We start from the raw sequence: 19,146 nt of genomic DNA, 5'->3' as shown, positions 1-19,146 counted from the left end.
CGGGGTGTGCGCTCCTTCCTCCTGGTCGGTGGCGCGGACGGGGAGGTCTGTTGCGGCGGTGTTCATGGTGTCTGCGGCCCCTGTTTCTCGGCGGGAGGGTGACGGGCGCCGGGGCGGGCGGGGACGAGGTCGCGTCGTACGGGTCGACACGCCCCGGAGCCCGGCACCCGCCCCGGGCCATGCATCAACCCTGGTCAGACGGCACCACTGACAACATGACCACGGACTGCACCTACGCGGTCACCGTGCTGCACCAACTGTCGATACAGTGCACGTTGACCTACCTCGACATGAGCTGAGGCGGCACCATGACGACCGTGCAGCGATGGAGCGGTCGGGAGAGCAGAACCCTCCGCCACGCGCTCCGGATGAGCATCCGCGACTTCGCGTCACATCTCGGCGTGGCCGAACGGACGGTGTCCAAATGGGAAGCCGGCGGCGCTGGAGTCACGCCACGCCCTGAGATGCAATCGGCCCTCGACACCATGCTCGGCAAGGCTCCGGTGGAGGCACGGGACCGCTTCACGGCCGCACTGCGAGCAGCAGCAACATCGACCATCGATATGCCTGATCCGCCGGTCAGCGATGCGACACAACTCGGTGACCTCGTCGCCGTCTTTTCGAGCCGATCAGAGTTCTCCACCCGGATCTCACCCGACCATCTTTTGGGTGGCGCAACGATGGTTCGGGCTGTCGGACTCTCGCTCAACCTGCTTGCTCAGGGCTTCGCCGACAGGCAGTGGCGTGACCTTCTCGACGCAGGTGGACGGGCCCGCTGCCTGTTCCTCGATCCGGCAGGGTCGGCCGTCCAGGCACGCGAGGCAGAGGAAGGATTCTCGCCAGGTCAGCTCTCCGGCCTGACCAAGCTGAACATCGAGACGTTAATGCGGGTCCGGGAGCGGCTGCCGGTTGGACTACGTGACCACCTGGAACTGGCCGTCTACGACGACACGCTCCGCTTCAACGTGGTCTTGGCAGATGACCTCTGTGTTGCCCAGCCGTACCTGCCGGTGAGTCGAGGGGTCGATTCCCCGACGTTCGTCGTCAGGCGGCAGGAGGACCGGTCCTGCCTGTATCCGATCTTCGAGCAGTTCTTCGAGGCGCAATGGCAGCGAGGGCGGCAGTTGTGAACGACTACCGACACCTGCTTCCGGTGGCCGAGGAGGCAGTGGCACGGGCGGCGGAGATGATGCGGCACCGCTCCCCCGGTGCCCTCACGGCCAAGGGTGAGCGGGACTTCGCGTCGCAACTCGACTACGAGATCGAGCGCGAGGTTCGGGCTTTCCTCCAGGCCGCCACCCCCGAGATCGGCTTCCTCGGCGAGGAAGACGGGGTCCAGGGAACCGGCGAGATGCAGTGGGTGCTCGATCCGATCGACGGGACAGCCAACTTCGTACGCGGCATCCCACTGTGTGCGGTGTCGCTGGGGCTGTTGCACGGCAGTGATGCGGTCCTCGGCGTCATCGAAGCGCCCTTCCTGGGTAACCGGTACGTCGCCGCCCGGGGCAACGGCGCGACAGTCGACGGAAAAGCCATCCGGGTGAGCGAAACCAGCATGCTTCGCGACGCGATCGTAGCGATCGGTGACTATGCCGTCGGGTCGGGCGCTGCCACCAAAAACCGGGCGCGTCTCGCTTTGACAGCACGGTTGGCCGAGACGGTGCAGCGAGTGCGGATGACCGGGACCGCCGCGCTGGATCTAGCCTGGCTGGCCGAAGGCCGGATCGATGCGGCGCTCACCCTGTCTAACCATCCGTGGGATATGACGGCCGGAGCGGCAATCGCCCGGGAGGCGGGCGCTGTCGTTGTGGACCGAGACGGAAGCGGGCACTGCCCCCGCTCGTCCGTAACCCTCGGCTTAACTCCCCGCCTGGTGGCGGAGATGCTGACGCTGGTCGGCGCAGTCTCTTCGGACGACTGATCAGAGGCGTCATAGCCTCCGCACATCGTCGCGGCGCACGGTCGGCGGCATGAGCGCGCTCCGATCATTCCAGCTTGCCCGAACGACGTAGCTTGGAGGATGGCACCTACTAGTTGATGACGTGGCCCCGCACTTCCAAACAGGAGAACTGTGGACGCAAATTCGATCACTGCAATTTCTGCGACCGTGATCGCCATCGCCTCACTTGCAGTCTCGATCACCGAAGCAAGGGCGAGCCGAAGGCATAACTTCCAATCGGTTCGCCCGCTGCTGAGCCTGGACTGCCTCCGGACGGACGGCGGCCTGACAGGAATACGGATCCAAAATGCCGGCCTCGGGCCGGCCATTATTCGAAAAGCTACCCTTTATCTCGACAGCGAAGAGGTCGGGCCGTGGGAGAAGCAGGCTGTCGACCCCCTGCGGGGCACGTTCGCAGTCTGGCCTAATTTTACATCCCTTCGCCGAGGCAAACCCATTCCAGTTGGCCGAGAACTGATAATCCTTGCCGTAGAGTCTTACGATCCAGCTAGAGACGATGATTTTTGGGAAGCGGTAACGCAACGGATCAGGATTCATGTGCAGTACGAGTCGATTTACGGCAACGAACAGCTTGAAGCACGGTTCGAAGGATCACCTCGCCATGGGATCGAGTTGGCTCGACCAATAGAGGGATGATGGAAATTCTTGAATAAATCGGGGACATCCAGGCAAGCGAACCTGGCTACACCTGGAGGACCAGGACTGGGCTACGAAAAACCATCCCGACCGAAATGCCGGGTCTCATACTCGCATTGCGGTGCGATTCTCGCTGGTCAGTCCAGTTGCTGAGGCAACCAGGCGACGACGAGCGAGAGCAATAGGGACCTCAGTTGGATGAAGTCTTAAACTGTCAAAAAACTGACAGCCAATGCAGAGAAACCATGTCGACCGCTACCTTGCCCGAGTGATGGATCTTGAGGTAGGTACCTACGAGAATCTGATAACTGATCAGCTCGCCACCCATCTCCACCACCTCGACCCGACTCACGTCCAGCACCAGCCCCTGGACCCCACCGACTCCCATCACCCCCTCACCCGGCACCTCGCCGCCCTGATCAGCCGTGCCCTGCAAGCCGTCCCCAACGGCGAGGACAAGCTCCGCCACCAGGTCGAGTTGACCAACCGGATCGCCGAGGCCATCGCCACCCTCAGCCCCGCCGCGACCGACCAGCACGACCAGATCGCCGACGCCAGAAACCTCCTGCACGCCATCGCCGCCCCACCCACACCCCCGGCACAACCGACCTTCCCGCAGCGCCCCACCACCCCGCTCTCCACCGGCGCGCTGCTGGTCAACGGCAGGCACCAGCCCCGCATCGGCCACGAGGTCACTCACGAGATGGCGTCGGCGGAGCGGGTCGACCTGCTCTGCGCGTTCATCAAGTGGTACGGCCTGCGGATCGTCGAACCCGCCATCCGTGAGCTGATCCAGCGCGGCGGCAAGCTACGCGTCATCACCACCACCTACCTGGGCGCGACCGACCAACGCGCCCTCGACCGGCTCGCCGAATTGGGGGTCGACATCAAGGTCTCCTACGAGACCAGGACCACCCGACTACACGCCAAGGCATGGCTGTTCCGCCGCCACCACGGGCTGACCACCGCGTACGTCGGGTCGAGCAACCTGTCGAAGGCCGCGCTGGTCGACGGGGTGGAGTGGAACGTCCGGATCTCCAACGTCGAGCAGCCGCACGTCATCGACACGTTCACCGCCACCTTCGAGGACTACTGGAGCGACCCGGCGTTCGAGACCTACGACACCGGGCGGGACGCCGAACGGCTGCGCCGCGCGCTGCGCGGGGAACGGCGCGAGGACTCGCCGACGCAGATCGCCAACCTGGACGTGCGGCCGTACCCGTACCAGGCGGAGATCCTGGCCGACCTGGACGCGGAGCGGCAGGTGCACGGCCGGCACCGCAACCTGGTGGTGATGGCGACCGGCACCGGCAAGACGGTCGTCGCCGCCCTGGACTACCGGCGGCTTCACAGAAACAAGACCGTCGACTCGCTGCTGTTCGTCGCCCACCAGGAGCAGATCCTGCGGCAGAGCCTGTCGACGTTCCGGCAGGTCATGGGCGACGGCAGCTTCGGCGAAACCCTGGTGGGCGGCCAGGTGCCGACGCACTGGACGCACGTCTTCGCCTCCATCCAGTCGCTGCACCGGCGGGAGATCGACCCGCAGGCGTACGACATGGTGATCGTCGACGAGTTCCACCACGCGGAAGCGCCAACGTACGCCCGACTGTTGGAGCGGCTCGCGCCGCGCGTACTGCTGGGGCTCACCGCGACGCCCGACCGGGCCGACGGTGGCGACGTGCGGCGGTGGTTCGACGGCCGCGCGGCCGTGGAGCTGCACCTGTGGGAGGCGTTGGAGCGGCAACTGCTCGCGCCGTTCCAATATTTCGGGGTGCACGACGACACTGATCTATCGCATCTGCGCTGGCGGCGCGGCCAGGGTTACGACCTGGCGGATCTCGACGGCGTCTACACCGGTGACGACGCACGGGCGCGGATCATCCTCCGGGCTGTCCGGGACACCGTGGACACCGCCCGGATGCGGGCGCTCGGGTTCTGCGTGGGCATCGGGCACGCCGAGTTCATGGCCGACTGGTTCACCCGGCACGGCGTACCGTCGGCGGCGGTGACCTCGCGGTTGGACCGCGCGGAGCGTGACTGGCTGCTGCGGGAGTTCAAGGCCGGGAAGCTGCGGGTGCTGTTCACCGTCGACCTGTTCAACGAGGGTGTCGACCTGCCGATGGTCGACACGATCCTGATGCTGCGGCCCACCGAGAGCGCCACCATCTTCCTGCAACAGCTCGGCCGTGGGCTGCGCCTCGACGACGACAAGCCGTGCCTGACGGTGCTCGACTTCATCGGCGGGCAGCACGCCAACTTCCGGTTCGACCTGCGCTGGCGGGCGCTGACCGGGGTCAGCCGGCGGGCCGTCAAAGCCGCCGTCGAGCAGGACTTCCCGTCGCTGCCCAGCGGCTGCCACGTGCAGCTCGACCGGGTCGCCAAAGAGATCGTGCTCGACAACCTGCGCACCGCGTTGCCCACGTCAAAGAAGGGCCTGGTGGCCGAGCTGCGGCAACTCGGCGACGTGAGCCTCGCCGAGTTCCTGCGGGAGACCGGCCTGGAGGTGGAGGACGTCTACCGGTCGGCCTCTGTCGGCGGGTGGACCGGGCTGCGGCGACTCGCCGGCCTGGACACCTCGGCCCCCGGCCCGGCCGACCGCGAATTGGGTCGGGCCATCGGCCGGATGCTGCACCTCGACGACGTCGACCGGCTCGACCTGCTGGCCCGGGTCGCCGCCGGTGACCCGCCGCAGGCCGGACGGCTGTGGAACATGGTGCACTTCGACCTGTGGGGGCCGCAGGCGCCGCTGGCTGCCCAGGAGGAACGCCTCGAACGGCTGTGGGCGGAACCGGCCCGCTGCGCCGAACTGCGCCACGTCGCCGAGGTGCTGCGGGAGCGCATCCACCGGGTCACCGCGCCCGTCGGCGTACTGCGGGTGCACGCCCGGTACAGCCGTAACGAGGCGTGCGCGGCGTTCGGGATGGCCAACCCCGGGTCGCTACGGGAAGGGGTGAAATGGTTGGAAGCCGAGCAGGCGGACCTGTTCTTCGTCACCCTGGTCAAGTCGGAGCAGCACTACTCCCCCACCACCATGTACGCCGACCGGGCCATCACCGAGCGGCTGTTCCAGTGGGAGTCGCAGAGCACCACCTCGGAGTCGTCCCCCACCGGGCAGCGGTACATCCACCACGCGGCGCTGGGCTCGACGGTGCACCTGTTCGTCCGGGAGACCCGGGTGCCGGACCGGGACCTCGGCGCACCCGCCTACCTGTACGCCGGGCCGATGACCTACCAGCGGCACAGCGGCGAACGGCCGATGCGGATCGTGTGGGAGCTGGCGACCCCGCTACCCGCCGACCTGTACGCGGCGGCCCGCACCATCGCCGCCTGACCGGGTACCCCCGGGATCACTCAGGCCGCATCGACGTTCGGCGTGAACCTGACATCGAGCCGCATATCGAGGGCGCCGGCCAGCCGCTCCAGGACGGGCAGAGTGGGTATCGTCCCGCCAGCCTCGAACCGCGCCACGGCGGACTGCGTCATCCCGGCAGCTCGCGCCAACTGACTCTGGCTCCAGCCACTTCGCTCACGCAGGTGCCGAACCTCCTGGCCCAGCTCGTAGGCGATTCGGGTCGCCTCGTACGCCTCAGCCGCTCCAGGTTCGGCCAGCCGGCGGCCACGCAGGTCGTTCCAGTCGACACGATCACTCATCGTTCCGCCCCCTCGTTCGCGGTGTGCCGATCCGCCATGCACCGCTCAAGCGCCCGGCGAGCCCGCTGGATCTCCCGGTCCTCCCGCATCCGCGTCTTCCGGAACACCGTCAGCACGATGATCCTCCGCTCGGCAGCTATCCAGTACGTCAGGCGTACCGCGCTGCGCTCCAGGTAGAAGCGCAATTCTCTGAGTTTGCCGTCCAGTTGCCTGGTATGAGGTTCGCCGAGGAGAACACCTCGACTGGCAAGGAGATCAATATAAAACGCCGCTCGGGCGAAGTCTGTGCTCGGCAGTTCCTCCAGCCAGTCTCGGACTTCTGGTTCCAGCTCCACGCTACCCCAAGCCATAGCGTTGATGCTATTACCCCAGGTAATCAGACACCCTTAGCGGCGATCATGTGTCGCGTCAGTTGTCCGGCTTGGCGGCGAGTGCGGGAGAGGCGTCAGCCGGAAGCGGTCGTTCAGCAGGAGGGCGCCTCCGCCACCCGGCTCCCCCTGATATCCAGCTCCTCGATGCGTTGCCACAGCGGTGCCAGCGCCGCGTCCGGGTCCCGGCTGAACACGCTCCCCCGGATGCGCACGAAGACGCAGTTGCCGACCCGTTCCAGCACCGCCTGCCGGCGCATGTCGCTCTCCCACTGCTCCGGCCCGTGGTAGGCGTCCCCGTCGCACTCGATGGCGAGCCGCCGCCCGTCCGGCGCGGGCAGCACGAAGTCGATCCGGTACGAGCCGACCCGGAACTGCGGCAACGGCCGCAGCCCCCGGCGCAGCATGCGTCGCAGCACCTCGCGTTCGAAGTCGCTGTCGCAGCGCTGTTCCAGGTTGTCGTACGCCTCCTCGGCGGTGGTGACGTTCTGGCAGTAGCGCAGCAGCAGACCCCGGGCGTCGTCGGGGCGCAGGTCGTCGGGTTGCACGGAGTGGAACACCCAGAGCTGGTCGCGGGCCCGGGAGGCGGCGACGTTGACCCGCCGGTGGTGGTCGCGTTTGGTGAACGCGGCGACCGGCCCCTGGTGCGGGGAGACCACCGTCGACACCAGCACCACGTCGCGTTCGTCGCCCTGGAAGGTGTACGGGTCGCCGACGCGCAGCCGGCGGCGTTCCATCTCCTCCTCGCCGATCTCCTCCCGCAGCCGGGCCAGCAGGTAGAGGGCCTGCCCGCTGGTGCTGAGCAGGCTGACCACCCCGATGCTGCGGCCCGCGTACGCCGGGTCGGCGACGATCGTGGCGACCCGGGCGACGAGGGCTTCGGCCTCGGCGACGTTGACGTTGCCGTACGTGGGCAGGTCCTGGCGGACGCCCTCGGGCACGTGCACGGCGACGACGGGGTCGCCGATGCCGGCGGGCCGGTCGGTGCGCAGCGGTTCGATCTCGCCGCCGTAGTAGGTGTCGCTGGAGAAGCCGATGATCGCCGGCACGGACCGGAAGTGTTCGGTGAGCAGGATCCGCTCGGGTGAGCGGCGGACGGCGTGGTCGTAGAGGCTGCTCTCCGGGTCGAAGTGCTCGGCCGACGGCACGTCGACCAGGTGTGAGTTGATCAGGCCGGTGACGCTGCCGACGAAGGAGAGCTGCGGCCCGATCTGCTGGTCGTCGCCGACCACGACGGCCCGTTCGGCCAGGCTGAGGATCGGCAGCGCGAACAGGTCGGCCTGGGACGCCTCGTCGACGATGACGACGTCGAAGCGCGCGCCCCCGGCGAACTGTTCGATGGCCCGGTCGACGGACATCACCCACACCGGCACGGCGTCCACGGCGGCGGTCATCGCCTTCTGGGCGTGGGCCTGCCACTGGGCGGCGTTCTTCCCGGTCCCCTTGCCGATCTTGCGCAGCGCGGTGGTCCAGTCGGCGAGGGCGGCCCGCCGCCGGTCGTCCAACGCCAACGACACCTCCAACCAGGCGGAGGCGACCACGAGTTCCCTGGTGAGCTGGCGGATGCGTTCCCGGGTGCGGTCCACGCGCCGGCCCAGGGCCACCGGGTCGACGCTGCCGACGACCTGGTCGAACCAGGTCTGCGCCCGCCGCCACCGCCACCGGTCGAGGCAGTCCGCGCCGGTGCCGTGCAGGGCGACGGCGGTGCCGTCCTCGATCTGGGCGGCCCAGTCGGGGGCGACGGGTCGCAGCCGGTCGGTGAGCTGGGCGAGGCGTTGCGCCTCGGGGCGCAGGGCGGCGAGCCGGCGCACCTCGTCGAGCAGGGCGTCCCAGCCGTCGACGTCGCCCTGGAAGCTGTGGTCGAGCAGCCGCCACAGGTCGCTGGCGTCGACGCCGGACATGCCGTGTTGCAGCAACGCGTCGAGCCGGTGTTCCTCGGCCACCAGCTCGTCGTGGGCGAACACCGCCGTGGCCCGGCCGAGCAGGGTGATCAGCGCGGTCAGCCGGCGTACGTCGATGGTGTGCTCGGTGCGCGGCAGCACCCGGCGGACGGCGCCCAGCAGGGCCGGCCAGCGCCGCCGGTCCCAGTCCAGCGCGGTCGCGGCGGCGGTGAGCAGCTGGCCGGTCCAGTATTCCGGCTCGTCGCCGACCTCGGCGGGCAGCCCGAGCGACGCCCGCCACTCCGCCCACCGGGTGGCCAGCGCCTGCCGCAGCCGACGCCGGGTGACGTACGCGACCACGATGTCGACGTCGTCGGCGCTGCGCAGCATCTCGCCGTCGATCCGGCATTCGGTGGCGATCCGGGCCAGGGTGCCCTGGAAGAGCCTGCTGACGCCCTTGCCGGTGGCGAACCGCTGCCGCAGCTCGTCGAGCAGGGCCAGCAGCCGGCGCGGCTCGGTCAGGTGGACCTCGGCGACGGTGACCTCGTGCCCGGCGATGACCCGGGCGGCGGTGGCCAGGTCGGCGAGCGCCTGCTGGCTGGCGGCGACGTGGTCCTCCCACCGGATGCGCCAGTTGGCGTCGGCCTGCAGCAGGGTGCCGAGCCGGTCGGTCCACGCCCCCTCCCGCTCGGTGAGCAGGGTCAGCGCCTCCCGCAGTTGCCCGCCGAGCTGCTCCATGGCGGGCTGCCCGACGGCGCGCACCTCGGCGATCAGCATCCCGGCGTCGGCGAGCCGGTCCAGTTCGCGTCGGGTCGCGGCCAGCTCGTGGCGGTCGGCCCGGATCGCCTCGGCGGCCGGCAGGTCGGCCGCCGTCGGCAGCTGACGCAGCGCCTGCGCCCGGTCGGGTCGCCGGGTACGCCGGGCGATGTCGAGCAGTTCGCTGAACTCCTCGCCGGTCAGCGGGGCGTCCAGGTCGGGGGCGAGCGGGTCGGGGATGTCGCCGTACCGGTCGGCCCGTTCACGCAGCCACACCCCGACGTCGCCGGGGGACAGCCGGATGCCGTCGATCTCGTAGCGGGCGGACTCGTGCTCGGCCAACGCGCGCAGGCCGGCCAGGGCGAGCCCGAGGTCCCGTTCGGCCTCCTCCAGTTGCCGGCGCAGCCGGTCGACCCGCTGCTGCTCGGCGCGACGGTCCAGGGTGGCGCCCCGGTCGGAGAGTTCCCGGGCGGCGAGTTGGAGCTGCACCAACTGGTCGGCGGAGCGGCCGAGCACCGCCAGGCAGAGCGGTTGGATCTCGGCCGGCAGGCCGTCGCGCAGCACCCGCAGCGGGTCCTCCTTCTGCGCGACGACCAGCACCCGCTTGCCGTGTGCCATCAGGTGGCAGATCAGGTTGCGGATGGTGTGCGTCTTGCCGGTGCCGGGCGGTCCCTGCACGGCGACGTTGCGGTGCTGGGCCAGCCGGCGGGCGATGGACTCCTGCGCCTCGTTGGTGGGCAGCGGCATGAGCAGCCGCTCCCCCAGCGGCTGCCACCGTTGCGGCTGGTCCTGCGGCATCTCCAGCCGGCTCGGCTCGTGGGCGAGGATGGCGGCCAGCGCGCCGATGCCGGTGGTGTCGCCGGCCAGCAGCCGGGCCCGCAGCTCCTCCAGGAAGCGGCGCAGCATCCGCTGCCGGGGCCGGACGAACAGCACCCCGGTGTCGTGTACGTACGCGCCGGTGGGGGCGGGGGCGTCGGCGTCGCGCAGCACCGGGTCGTGGCCGAGGCGGCGCAGCGCCCGCTCGAAGAACTCCCGCCGGTCGAGGTCCGCCCAGACGTCGAGGTCGAGTTGCCCGCCGACGCCGGCCAGGGCCAGCAGTTGCCGCAGGTAACGCTCGTCGAGGCCGGTCAGCGGGTCGGTCTGCAACCGGGCCGGCCCCTGCGGTACGACCCGCACGACCGACCGGTCCGCGTCGAACTCGACGGCGACCGGGGTCACCACCAGCGGGTACCGCACCGGGTGGCCGGCGACCTCGACGCGGATGACGCCGTGGCCCCAGACGAGTTCGTGACTGGCGGCGGTCATGTCGACCCGGTGCATCAGGTCGAACAGGGCGCGGTGCAGTTGGCGTACCCGGTCGGTGCGGGCGGCCTGCTCGGCCCAGGGTCGCCAGTCCTGCTCCCGCCACTGCTCGAAGCGGGGTCGCAGCCGTGCGACCGTCTCCTCGTCGCCGGCCAACCTCGGCTCGGCCGGGTAGGGCGGGGTGTCGGCGAGGTGCGCGACGAACTCGACGGGGGTCTTCAGTCGCCGGGGTGCCGCCGGCAGGCCGACCTGGAGCCAGCTCACCCCGTCGGCCGAGACGCCCACCTGGCAGTCGGGGTGCTCGGGCAGGTCGTGCTGCCAGAGCGCGTCCGCCGTGGGCACCGTCCGGACCGGTTTCTCCAGCTGGGCGCGGACCGCCATCAGGTAGTCGACCAGCGCGGTGGTGCGCTCCAGGATCAGCGCGGGCGGTTCAGTGTCGGACGTGGCGCGGGGGAGCATGCGGCACCTTTGCTGGCTGTGGCGGTCCCCGGCACCCTACCGGCGAATTCCTCCCGGACGGGACCTCCGGTCGGCATTCCTGACCGCGACCGTGTCGGTGGTCCGTTGTCGGAGGTCGGTTCTAGCCTGGGCCGGCAACCACACCCGAGGGAGACCATCGTGCTCGACCACCTGGGCATCCAGGCCCGCGACATCCCCGCCAGCCTCGCCTTCTACGACGCCGTCCTCGCCCCGCTGGGCGCCCGGCGGCTGTTGGAGTACGGCGACGTGGTCGGCTACGGCGTCGAGCGGCCCGACTTCTGGCTCAGTCCGACCACGACGTCCGGCCCGGCCCACGAGGCGCACATCGCCTTCACCGCCGCCGACCGGGCCGCCGTCCGGGCGTTCCACGACGCGGCGGTGGCGGCCGGCGCCGAGGTGCTGCACGCCCCGAAGGTCTGGCCGGAATACCACCCGACCTACTTCGGCGCGTTCGTCCGCGACCCGGACGGCAACAACGTCGAGGCGGTCTGCCACCGGCCGGAGTGACGCGTCCACCCCCGACCCACGGCTACCGGGCCCGACGCGCTGCCGGTCAGCCCGGCTCGGCCGCCGCCAGCGCCAGGTTCTCCGGCACGTCCCGGTCGTGATAGATCCGCTCGCTCGGCTCGATGCCGGCGAGGAACATCGCGTACACCGCCGCCATCCGCAGCCAGGCCACCGGCCGCAGCAGCGCCACCGCCCGTTCCGGCTGGCAGCCGGACACGTCGGCCCGCCAGCGTGCGCACCAGTCGGCCACCAGGGCGGCGGCCGGCCCGGCGGGCAGCTGCTCGGTCAGCCGCAGGATGTCGAAGGCGGGGTGACCGACGAACGCGTCGCCCCAGTCGATGATGGTGTACCGCGACCCGTCGGCGCGGACGTTGCCGGGGTGCAGGTCACCGTGCACGAGGGTGTCGGGCAGCCCGCACCGGGCCACCTCGTCGAGCCGCCCCTGCAGCCCGGCGAGGAGCGGGTCGGCGGCGGGGTGCGGGGCGAGCTTCGCGCGCAGCCACCGGGCCAGGGCGGCACCACGCAGGTCCGGCACGCCGGCGGCGACGAGCCCGTCGACGGTGGGCACCGTGCGCACCTGGAGGGCGTGATGGTCGACGGCGATCGCGGCGCGTTCGGCGGGGTCGGCGCCGTAGCGGTCCTCCCCCGGCACGTGGTCGAGCAGCATCCGCCCCCCGTCGTCGGCGGCGAGCAGCGTCGGGGTGGCCGGGTCGTCGGCGAGCAGCCGCAGCACCGCCGCCTCGTGCCGGAAGAACACCGGCACCTGTTTGAGCCAGGCGGTGCCGTGCGGCCCGTCGAGTCGCCATACCGCCGACAGGTTCCAGGTGCGCTCCTGGGCCGACACGGTCGCCGGCCGACCCAGCCGGTCGAGCTGTGCGGCGGCCCAGGCCAGGCTCGCCGCCGGCCCGCCCGGCTGCGCGTAGGGCGCGCGCAGCGGATGCGCCGCCGGCTGCACCGCCTCCGCCGGCAGCAGCGGTACGCGCACCGGGGCGGCCACCTCGGCCAGGTAACTGACGTGGCCCCCGGGTGGCCGCCCGCGCTGCCCGGCGAGCAGCCGCAGCACCGTCACCTCGACGCCGTACGCGGCGCGGGCCCCCGCGACGACCGCCGTCGTGTCATGCCACCAGGGCACCAGCACGTCGAAGTCGGGCAGTGCGCCGAGGAGGCGGCCGGCGGGGTCGACCAGGACGAGTCGGATGGTGCGGGACATGCCCCGGACGGTAGCGGCGGTCCACGCGACAGGCGAGCCGAATACCGTCGGTCCGTATGCCGCCGGTGGTCCGGCCGACGGCCGGGATGCTGCGGTCAGCTGCCCGGTCGGGTGGCGAGGATGACGTCGAGGCCCCGGCGGAAGAGGTCGTCGTCGCTCCACTGTCGATCGTCGAGGTGCCCGGAGGCGGTGAGGGTGGGGTAGCTGGCGGCGTTCGCCACGAGGTGCCGGCGGGCCTCGGCACGTACCTCCGGGTCGCCGGTCTGGTGCCAGGTGGCTTCGGTCAGCGCGGCGCCGATCACGTAGTTGGCCACCAGTCGGGTGACGACGGCCAGGTCGAGGCCGGTGAAGCCGGCGCGGACCAGCGCCGACTGGAGGAACTCCGTGCGGGCGAGGACGTGCGGGCCGAGCATCGGCCGGCCGATCAGGCCGGGCGCCCAGGGGTGGCGGAGCATGGCCGCCCGCCACCCCGAGGTCAGCAGGTGTACGTCGTCCCGCCAGTCGGAGCCGGCTGCCGGCAGTGGCACCTCGCCGAAGATGTGGTCGACGGCCAGGTCGAGGACGTCCTCCTTCGTCGTGACGTGCCAGTAGAGGGCGGTCGGGGTGACCGTCAGGTGTTCCGCCAACCGGCGCATCGTCAGCCCGTCGATGCCGTGCCGGTCGAGCAGGGCGACGGCCGCCGTCACGATCCGTTCCCGGGTCAGCGGGGTGGCCCGGCGGTTGCGGGTCGGCTCCGCGCGCAGCCAGACCGCGCCGGCCCTGGCATCGGACCGGCCGCTGTGCCGCCCGGCGGAAGCCCCACTCAATTCAGTCGCGTCCACCCGCAGCAGCCTAGTACAGTGCTCAGTTGAATTAACGTCGTTAAGTTAACTGTTCAGTGTTAGAGGAACTGCCTGAGCCGGACCCGCCGGACCCCTCGGCGGGCAGTGGCGATGCCAGGAGGGACGGTGGCACCCCGTGCCGCTGATGCGGATACAGCTGGACAGCGACCGGCAGACCGCCCGCCGGGTGGTGGAGCTGCACCGGACCGGGAAGGTCCATCGCGAATCCCGGGATGCCGCCCGCGCCGAGGTGTGGCGGCGCGGGCGCACCCCTGCCGGCGAACCGGTCTTCGTGGGCACCACCAACGGCGAACCCGTCCGGCTCATCTACGACGTCGAGGTCTACCGCGACGTGACGGCGTGAGGCGGGCCGGGCTGGTCAGCAGCAGCCGGTGCCCGTCGGCGGCGGGGCCACCGGACGGTCAGCGGACCGGGTCGTGGGTGCCGCGCGGGACGCCCGGCCGGCAGCGGCGCAGCCGGTCCGCCGCCATCCGGCCACCGACGGCCAGGCCGTGCCGTTCGACGGCGGTCAGGCCGTAGGCGCTGCACGTCGGGGTGTAGCGGCACTGGCCCGGCCAGCGGTGCGACAACCACCGCCGGTAACCGAGGATCGCCGCCCGGCCCGCCCGGTCGGCCACCGGTGCCCGGCTCACCCGGGCCGTGGTCGCGCCGAGGGTGAGCAGCAGGGAGAACAGGCCGAAGTCGCAGCAGGGCAGGCTGTCACAGCCGTCGCAACCGTCGCAGTCGGCATCGCACCAGTCGCGCTTCTTCTTGCGCTGCTTACGCTTGAAATGGATCACGCCGTACATGATGCGACGGCCGCGCCAGTCCCACTGTCGGGGCCGATGGGCCGGAGCAGCGGTACCGGCCCGGGCCTGACACCGCTACTTCGCCCCAACCGCGAGGAGCCCCGGTGGATCAGTGGTGGACGGTGCGGCGTACCCCGTCGTGGCCGGCGCAGGGCTTCGGCTGGCCGCCGGTCAGGCTGACCGCGCCGTCGCGGCACGACACCAGGTAACCCCGCCCGGCCCAGAACTGCGGCACGCAGTCGAACCAGTCGCAGACCCGGTGGTCGGGCTTACGCACCCGCTCACCGCCGCAGTAGTCGTACCCCATCGGGTTGGCCGGTGCCCCGCAGCGTCGCTCCCGCACCACCGACGGGGACGGGACCGGCGACGGGGGTCGGGTCCGCGCCGGGACGGGGCCGGGCGCGGCAGTGGCCGCCGCCGCCACCTCCGGGGAAGCCGGCGGGTCCGACTCGACCAGCACCGCTGGCACCACCAGGGTCAGCGCGGCGGCCACCGCGACGGTCCGCCGACCACCGGGGATCCGGGCGCTGATCCGGGCCTGCGCGGGAGTGGCGATCTCCGGCCGGAACGGCGTGGCCTCGGCATGGGCGGCGATCAGCTCGTCGAGCTGGGCGAGGACGGCGGGCCGCTGCTCGATGGCGTCGGCGAAGGCCAGGGTCAGCACGAACCGGAACTCGGTCGCCACACCCGCCGGCAGCAGCAGACCCGAGGTCTGCCGCCGGTCCAGGACCTGGATCAGGCTCACCGGGGCCGCCGGGTCGTGCAGCAACCCGGTCATCCTGCCGTACGCCCAGTCGCGCCGGCCGCGCCCGCCGACCAGGACCAACCGACGGTTGGTGACCACCGCGATGCCGGCGTCGGTGACCCGGACCCCGTCGGGCAACCGGTGGCGCAGCCGCCCCGGATCCGCCTCGACGACCAGGTCGGGGGCGGGCAGCACGGTGGTGTGCCGCAGCTCGACCAGCTGCACGCCGGGCGTCGTCCAGAGCACCGACTCACCGGGGCTCAACGCCAGCGGCAGGCCACCCCCGGCCGCCGCGCTGCCCCGCAGGCCGACGGCGAGGGCCCGCAGCCGACGCAGTTCGTCGTCACGGCGACGCCAGGCCCGCTCGGCGGTGCGGAAGACCCGCCGCCGTCGTTCGTTCTGCTGGCGAGCCCAGGTGTAGCGCCAGGTGGAACCCGTCGAATCAGTCATCGCCACGCCGATCCCTCCGCCGTGCGAGCCACCAACCGGTGTTCACCCGGCTCAACGGCAGGGACAAGCCCGACGGACCCGGCATTGCCGATTTACCACCCGATCGGGGGATGGATTTCCCGCCGGGCGGCGCACCGCACGATGCCTCACCTTCCGGTCCGACGCCGTGCGGGGTGCTGCCGGCGTGGGTAACGTCAGCCGCAGCCGGGCCGCACCGCCCGCACCGCCGACGCCAAGGGGGACCCGTGACCGGCCCGGACCAGCGCCGCCGCGTGGTGCTCGGCGTCGACATCGGCACCACCAGCACCAAGACCGTCGGGTACGACACCGACGGCCACCAGCTCGCCAGCCACTCCGTCGGCTACCCCCTCGACGAGCCGCACCCCGGCTATGCCGAGCAGGACCCCCAGCTCATCTTCGACGCGGTGGTGGAGACCATCCGCACCGTCGTCACCGAGCTGGGCACCGGCATCGCCGGCCTGTCGTTCAGCACCGCCATGCACAGCCTGATCGGCCTCGACCCGGACGGCGTACCGCTCACCCCGTCGGTGACCTGGGCCGACTCCCGGGCCAGCGGTCAGGCCGAACGGCTGCGTGCCGCCCCCTGGGGTCTCGCCCTGCACCGGCGCACCGGCACCCCCGTGCACCCGATGGCCCCGCTGCCGAAACTCCTCTGGTACGCCGAGCAGGAGCCGACGCTGCACGCACGGGTCGCCCACTGGGTCGGCATCAAGGACTACGTGCTGCTGCGGCTGACCGACACGCTGGTCACCGACCACTCGGTCGCCTCGGCCACCGGCCTGATGGACATCCACCAGCTCACCTGGGACGCGCAGGCGCTGCGGATCGCCCAGATCACCGAGGAGCAGCTCCCCCGCCTCGTCCCCACCACCACCGTGCTGCCGGGGCTGACCGCCCGCGCCGCCATCGCCACCGGCCTGCCCGCCGACACCCCGCTCGTCGTCGGCGCGGGTGACGGCCCGCTGGCCAACCTGGGTCTCGGCGCGGTACGCCCCGGCGTCGTCGCCTGCTCCATCGGCACCTCCGGGGCGATGCGGGTCGCCGTCGAACGTCCCGCCGTCGACCCGCTCGGTGGGGTGTTCTGCTATGCGCTCACCGAGGACCGGTGGGTCGTCGGCGGGGCGATCAACAACGGCGGGATCGTGCTCCAGTGGGCCGGCGACGCGCTCGCCCCCGAGTTCGGCGAGCACGGTGAGGAGGAGCTGCTGGCGCTGGCCGCCACCGCCCCGGTCGGCTCCGGCGGGCTGATCATGCTGCCGTACCTGCTCAGCGAGCGGGCCCCGCACTGGAGCGCGCTGCCGCGCGGGGCGTACGTCGGGCTGACCCACGGGCACCGCCGCGAGCATCTCGTCCGGGCCGCGTTGGAGGGGGTGTGCCAGCAGCTCGCCCTGGTCCTGGCGTCGGTCCGGGCGGCCGGCAACGAGGTCCGCGAGGTGCGGGCCAGCGGCGGCTTCGCCCGCAGTCCACTGTGGCGGCAGATGCTCGCCGACGCGCTCGGCATGCCGGTGCGGTTCCCCGCCGGCCACGAGGGCTCCAGCTTCGGCGCGGCGCTGCTCGGCATGCAGGCGCTCGGCCTGATCGACTCCATCGACGTCGCCGCCGACCTGGTCCGCATCGACGAGACGGTACGCCCCGAGCCGGCCTCCGCCGCCACCTACGCCGCCCTGCTCCCCCTGCACTCCGAGCTGTACGACGCGCTGGTGCCCACCTTCGCGTCGCTGCGCCGGCTGGCCCCCAGCCTGCCGGCGGAGCCACCGCCCACCCCCGCACCCATGTGACCGCCCGCACCGCACCGGGTCGGACACCGTCCGAAGGTCGTGATTACCGTGCTCACTCTCCTCGCCGCACCGGCGGAACCGGCCACCAGCGCCGGTGACGCCCAGCTCGTCGTGGCCGCCCTGCTGGGCATCGCCGCGGTGGTGCTGCTCATCGCCTGGGGCAAGGTGCACCCCTTCCTGGCGCTGATCCTCGGCGCCGCGGTGCTGGGCGTGGTCGCCACCATGGCCCCCGACACGATGATCGAGTCGTTCAGCGCCGGGGTCGGCTCCACCGTCGGCGGGGTGGGGCTGTTGATCGCACTCGGCGCGATGATCGGTGGGCTGCTCGCCGAGTCCGGCGGGGCCGACGGCATCGTCAACCGGGTCGTCGGGCGGGTCTCCGGCACCGCCCTGCCCTGGGCCATGGCCGGGGTCGCCGCGCTGATCGGCCTGCCGCTGTTCTTCGAGGTCGGCGTGGTGCTGCTGGTGCCGATCGTGCTGCTGGTCTCGCTGCGGACCGACGTACCGCTGATGAAGATCGGCATTCCGGCGCTGGCCGGCCTGTCGGTGCTGCACGGCCTCGTCCCGCCGCACCCCGGCCCGCTGGTGGCGATCTCCTCGCTCAACGCCGACCTGGGGCTCACCCTCGGGCTGGGCCTGATCATCGCCATCCCCACCGTGATCGTCGCCGGCCCGGTGTTCGGCAACTTCATCGCCCGGTACGTGCCGGCCACCGCCCCGGCCGCGCTGCTGCCCACCCGGCAACCGGCCACCTCCGGCGGTGGCCGGCGCGGACCCGGCAGCCCCGACGCCCGCCCCGACCGGAAGTCGGCCGGCCGGGACGCCGGGCGGGGACCGGCCGGCGACGACGACCTACTCACCGACGACGACCTGGTCAACCCGGGCACCGGCCGGCCGGGCGCCCCGGTCGACGACAGCGGCACCGAGACCGCCCGGCGTGCCCCGAGGTTCTGGCCGGCGGTGCTCACCGTGCTGCTGCCGGTGGTGCTGATGCTGCTGCGCGCCGTCGGCGAGTTGGCCCTGACCGAGGGGACCTTCGCCCGACAGGCCCTCGACATCGTCGGCACCCCGATCGTGGCCCTGCTGGCCGGGGTGATCGTCGCCATGTTCACCCTCGGCTACCAGGCCGGCTTCAGTCGCAGCCAGGTCTCCTCGGTGCTCGGCGGCTCGCTGCCGCCGATCGCCGGCATCCTGCTGATCGTCGCCGCCGGTGGCGGCTTCAAGCAGGTGCTGGTGGACGCCGGGGTGGGCGACCTGGTCGCCGACGCGGCCAAGGACGCCAACCTCTCCCCGCTGCTGCTGGGCTGGCTGGTCGCCGTCGGCATCCGGGTCGCCACCGGCTCCGCGACGGTCGCCACGATCACCGCCGCCGGCATCGTCGCCCCGCTGGCGGCCACCCTGGACCGGCCGGAGGTGGCGCTGCTGGCGCTGGCCGTGGGCTGCGGGTCACTGTTCTTCTCGCACGTCAACGACGCCGGCTTCTGGCTGGTCAAGGAGTACTTCGGGCTGACCGTGGGGCAGACCATCAAGAGCTGGTCGGTGCTGGAGACGATCATCTCGGTGGTCGGCTTCGCCGGTGTGCTCCTGCTCGACCTGCTCCTGTGACACCCCGACCCGGCGACGAGACGGGTCAGGTGCCGGCGACGGTGCGGGTCAGGCGCCCGGGTCGTTGCGGGGCGGGTCAGGCGCCCGGGTCGTTGCGGGGCGGGTCAGGCGCCCGGGTCGTTGCGGGGCGGGTCAGGCGCCCGGGTCGTTGCGGGGCGGGTCAGGCT

General features: G+C 71.6%; 15 protein-coding genes. 8 read left to right on the top strand and 7 right to left on the bottom strand.

The annotated features are described in order from the left end of the window. The first annotated feature begins 308 nt into the window (after positions 1–308). The 4 genes from AB0B63_RS24010 to AB0B63_RS23995 all read left to right on the top strand — a co-directional run bounded on the left by AB0B63_RS24010 (position 309) and on the right by AB0B63_RS23995 (position 5,927). Positions 309–1,130 carry a DUF5919 domain-containing protein gene (locus AB0B63_RS24010; protein WP_357022410.1) on the top strand — a complete coding sequence of 274 codons (822 nt, stop codon included), beginning with the start codon at positions 309–311 and terminating at the stop codon, positions 1,128–1,130. Further along, positions 1,127–1,921 carry an inositol monophosphatase family protein gene (locus AB0B63_RS24005; protein WP_357022407.1) on the top strand — a complete coding sequence of 265 codons (795 nt, stop codon included), beginning with the start codon at positions 1,127–1,129 and terminating at the stop codon, positions 1,919–1,921. The genes AB0B63_RS24010 and AB0B63_RS24005 overlap by 4 nt, the downstream gene beginning before the upstream one ends. 150 nt (positions 1,922–2,071) lie before the next feature. Then, positions 2,072–2,596 carry a hypothetical protein gene (locus tag AB0B63_RS24000; RefSeq protein WP_357022404.1) on the top strand — a complete coding sequence of 175 codons (525 nt, stop codon included), beginning with the start codon at positions 2,072–2,074 and terminating at the stop codon, positions 2,594–2,596. Between the two features lie 268 nt (positions 2,597–2,864). Then, positions 2,865–5,927, top strand: coding sequence for a DUF3427 domain-containing protein (locus AB0B63_RS23995; protein ID WP_357022401.1), 3,063 nt, complete (start codon positions 2,865–2,867; stop codon positions 5,925–5,927). A 20-nt stretch (positions 5,928–5,947) separates the two neighbouring features. Here AB0B63_RS23995 and AB0B63_RS23990 read toward each other — a convergent pair whose 3' ends face one another. From AB0B63_RS23990 to AB0B63_RS23980, 3 genes are all read right to left on the bottom strand, one after another. Beyond that, positions 5,948–6,247 (bottom strand): helix-turn-helix transcriptional regulator, encoded by a 300-nt coding sequence (locus AB0B63_RS23990; protein ID WP_357022398.1) that lies wholly within the window; start codon positions 6,245–6,247, stop codon positions 5,948–5,950. Beyond that, complete coding sequence (locus AB0B63_RS23985) at positions 6,244–6,597, bottom strand: type II toxin-antitoxin system RelE/ParE family toxin (RefSeq protein WP_357022396.1); 354 nt, start codon at positions 6,595–6,597, stop codon at positions 6,244–6,246. Before AB0B63_RS23985 ends, AB0B63_RS23990 begins: the two co-directional genes overlap by 4 nt. Positions 6,598–6,710: 113 nt before the next feature. Then, positions 6,711–11,012 carry an AAA domain-containing protein gene (locus tag AB0B63_RS23980; protein ID WP_357022393.1) on the bottom strand — a complete coding sequence of 1,434 codons (4,302 nt, stop codon included), beginning with the start codon at positions 11,010–11,012 and terminating at the stop codon, positions 6,711–6,713. Between the two features lie 159 nt (positions 11,013–11,171). Between AB0B63_RS23980 and AB0B63_RS23975 the strand changes: the two genes are divergently transcribed. After that, entirely contained in the window at positions 11,172–11,540 is a 369-nt protein-coding gene (locus tag AB0B63_RS23975) for a VOC family protein (protein ID WP_208569635.1), read from the top strand. Between the two features lie 46 nt (positions 11,541–11,586). Here the strand turns inward: AB0B63_RS23975 and AB0B63_RS23970 are convergent, their stop codons facing one another. Both AB0B63_RS23970 and AB0B63_RS23965 read right to left on the bottom strand, forming a co-directional pair. Then, positions 11,587–12,750 carry a phosphotransferase gene (locus tag AB0B63_RS23970; protein ID WP_357022389.1) on the bottom strand — a complete coding sequence of 388 codons (1,164 nt, stop codon included), beginning with the start codon at positions 12,748–12,750 and terminating at the stop codon, positions 11,587–11,589. Between the two features lie 95 nt (positions 12,751–12,845). Then, positions 12,846–13,571: a TetR/AcrR family transcriptional regulator C-terminal domain-containing protein gene (locus tag AB0B63_RS23965; protein ID WP_357022386.1), complete on the bottom strand. Its 726-nt coding sequence runs from the start codon at positions 13,569–13,571 to the stop codon at positions 12,846–12,848. Between the two features lie 145 nt (positions 13,572–13,716). On the opposite strand from AB0B63_RS23965, the gene AB0B63_RS23960 reads away from it, so the two are divergent. Next, positions 13,717–13,935 (top strand): hypothetical protein, encoded by a 219-nt coding sequence (locus AB0B63_RS23960; protein WP_255597905.1) that lies wholly within the window; start codon positions 13,717–13,719, stop codon positions 13,933–13,935. A gap of 58 nt (positions 13,936–13,993) precedes the next feature. Here the strand turns inward: AB0B63_RS23960 and yidD are convergent, their stop codons facing one another. Together yidD and AB0B63_RS23950 are read right to left on the bottom strand one after the other, a co-directional pair. Continuing rightward, positions 13,994–14,380, bottom strand: a complete 387-nt coding sequence (yidD, locus tag AB0B63_RS23955) for a membrane protein insertion efficiency factor YidD (protein WP_357022383.1) — start codon at positions 14,378–14,380, stop codon at positions 13,994–13,996. A gap of 109 nt (positions 14,381–14,489) precedes the next feature. Beyond that, positions 14,490–15,581, bottom strand: a complete 1,092-nt coding sequence (locus AB0B63_RS23950; RefSeq protein WP_208569639.1) for a hypothetical protein — start codon at positions 15,579–15,581, stop codon at positions 14,490–14,492. Positions 15,582–15,820: 239 nt separating this feature from the next. Here AB0B63_RS23950 and AB0B63_RS23945 point away from each other — a divergent pair, with 239 nt between their 5' ends. Both AB0B63_RS23945 and AB0B63_RS23940 read left to right on the top strand, forming a co-directional pair. Further along, complete coding sequence (locus AB0B63_RS23945; protein ID WP_357022379.1) at positions 15,821–17,374, top strand: gluconokinase; 1,554 nt, start codon at positions 15,821–15,823, stop codon at positions 17,372–17,374. 48 nt (positions 17,375–17,422) lie between these two features. Next, the gene (locus AB0B63_RS23940; protein ID WP_219467539.1) at positions 17,423–18,979 is read left to right on the top strand and encodes an SLC13 family permease; all 1,557 of its coding nucleotides are present in this window, start codon (positions 17,423–17,425) and stop codon (positions 18,977–18,979) included. Positions 18,980–19,146 lie beyond the last annotated feature (167 nt).

Source organism: Micromonospora sp. NPDC049081 (assembly GCF_040648835.1).
Lineage (GTDB): Bacteria > Actinomycetota > Actinomycetes > Mycobacteriales > Micromonosporaceae > Micromonospora > Micromonospora antibiotica.
The sequence above is the reverse complement of the archived record's forward strand: the minus strand, read 5'-3'. Positions and strand labels throughout refer to the sequence as shown.

Bases quoted from the DNA above. Each gene is read 5' to 3' on its own strand.
- AB0B63_RS23990 (WP_357022398.1), bottom strand. From the start codon at position 6,247: ATGAGTGATCGTGTCGACTGGAACGACCTGCGTGGCCGCCGGCTGGCC.
- AB0B63_RS23980 (WP_357022393.1), bottom strand. From the start codon at position 11,012: ATGCTCCCCCGCGCCACGTCCGACACTGAACCGCCCGCGCTGATCCTG.
- yidD (WP_357022383.1), bottom strand. From the start codon at position 14,380: ATGTACGGCGTGATCCATTTCAAGCGTAAGCAGCGCAAGAAGAAGCGC.
- AB0B63_RS23960 (WP_255597905.1), top strand. From the start codon at position 13,717: ATGCGGATACAGCTGGACAGCGACCGGCAGACCGCCCGCCGGGTGGTG.
- AB0B63_RS23985 (WP_357022396.1), bottom strand. From the start codon at position 6,597: ATGGCTTGGGGTAGCGTGGAGCTGGAACCAGAAGTCCGAGACTGGCTG.
- AB0B63_RS24010 (WP_357022410.1), top strand. From the start codon at position 309: ATGACGACCGTGCAGCGATGGAGCGGTCGGGAGAGCAGAACCCTCCGC.
- AB0B63_RS23970 (WP_357022389.1), bottom strand. From the start codon at position 12,750: ATGTCCCGCACCATCCGACTCGTCCTGGTCGACCCCGCCGGCCGCCTC.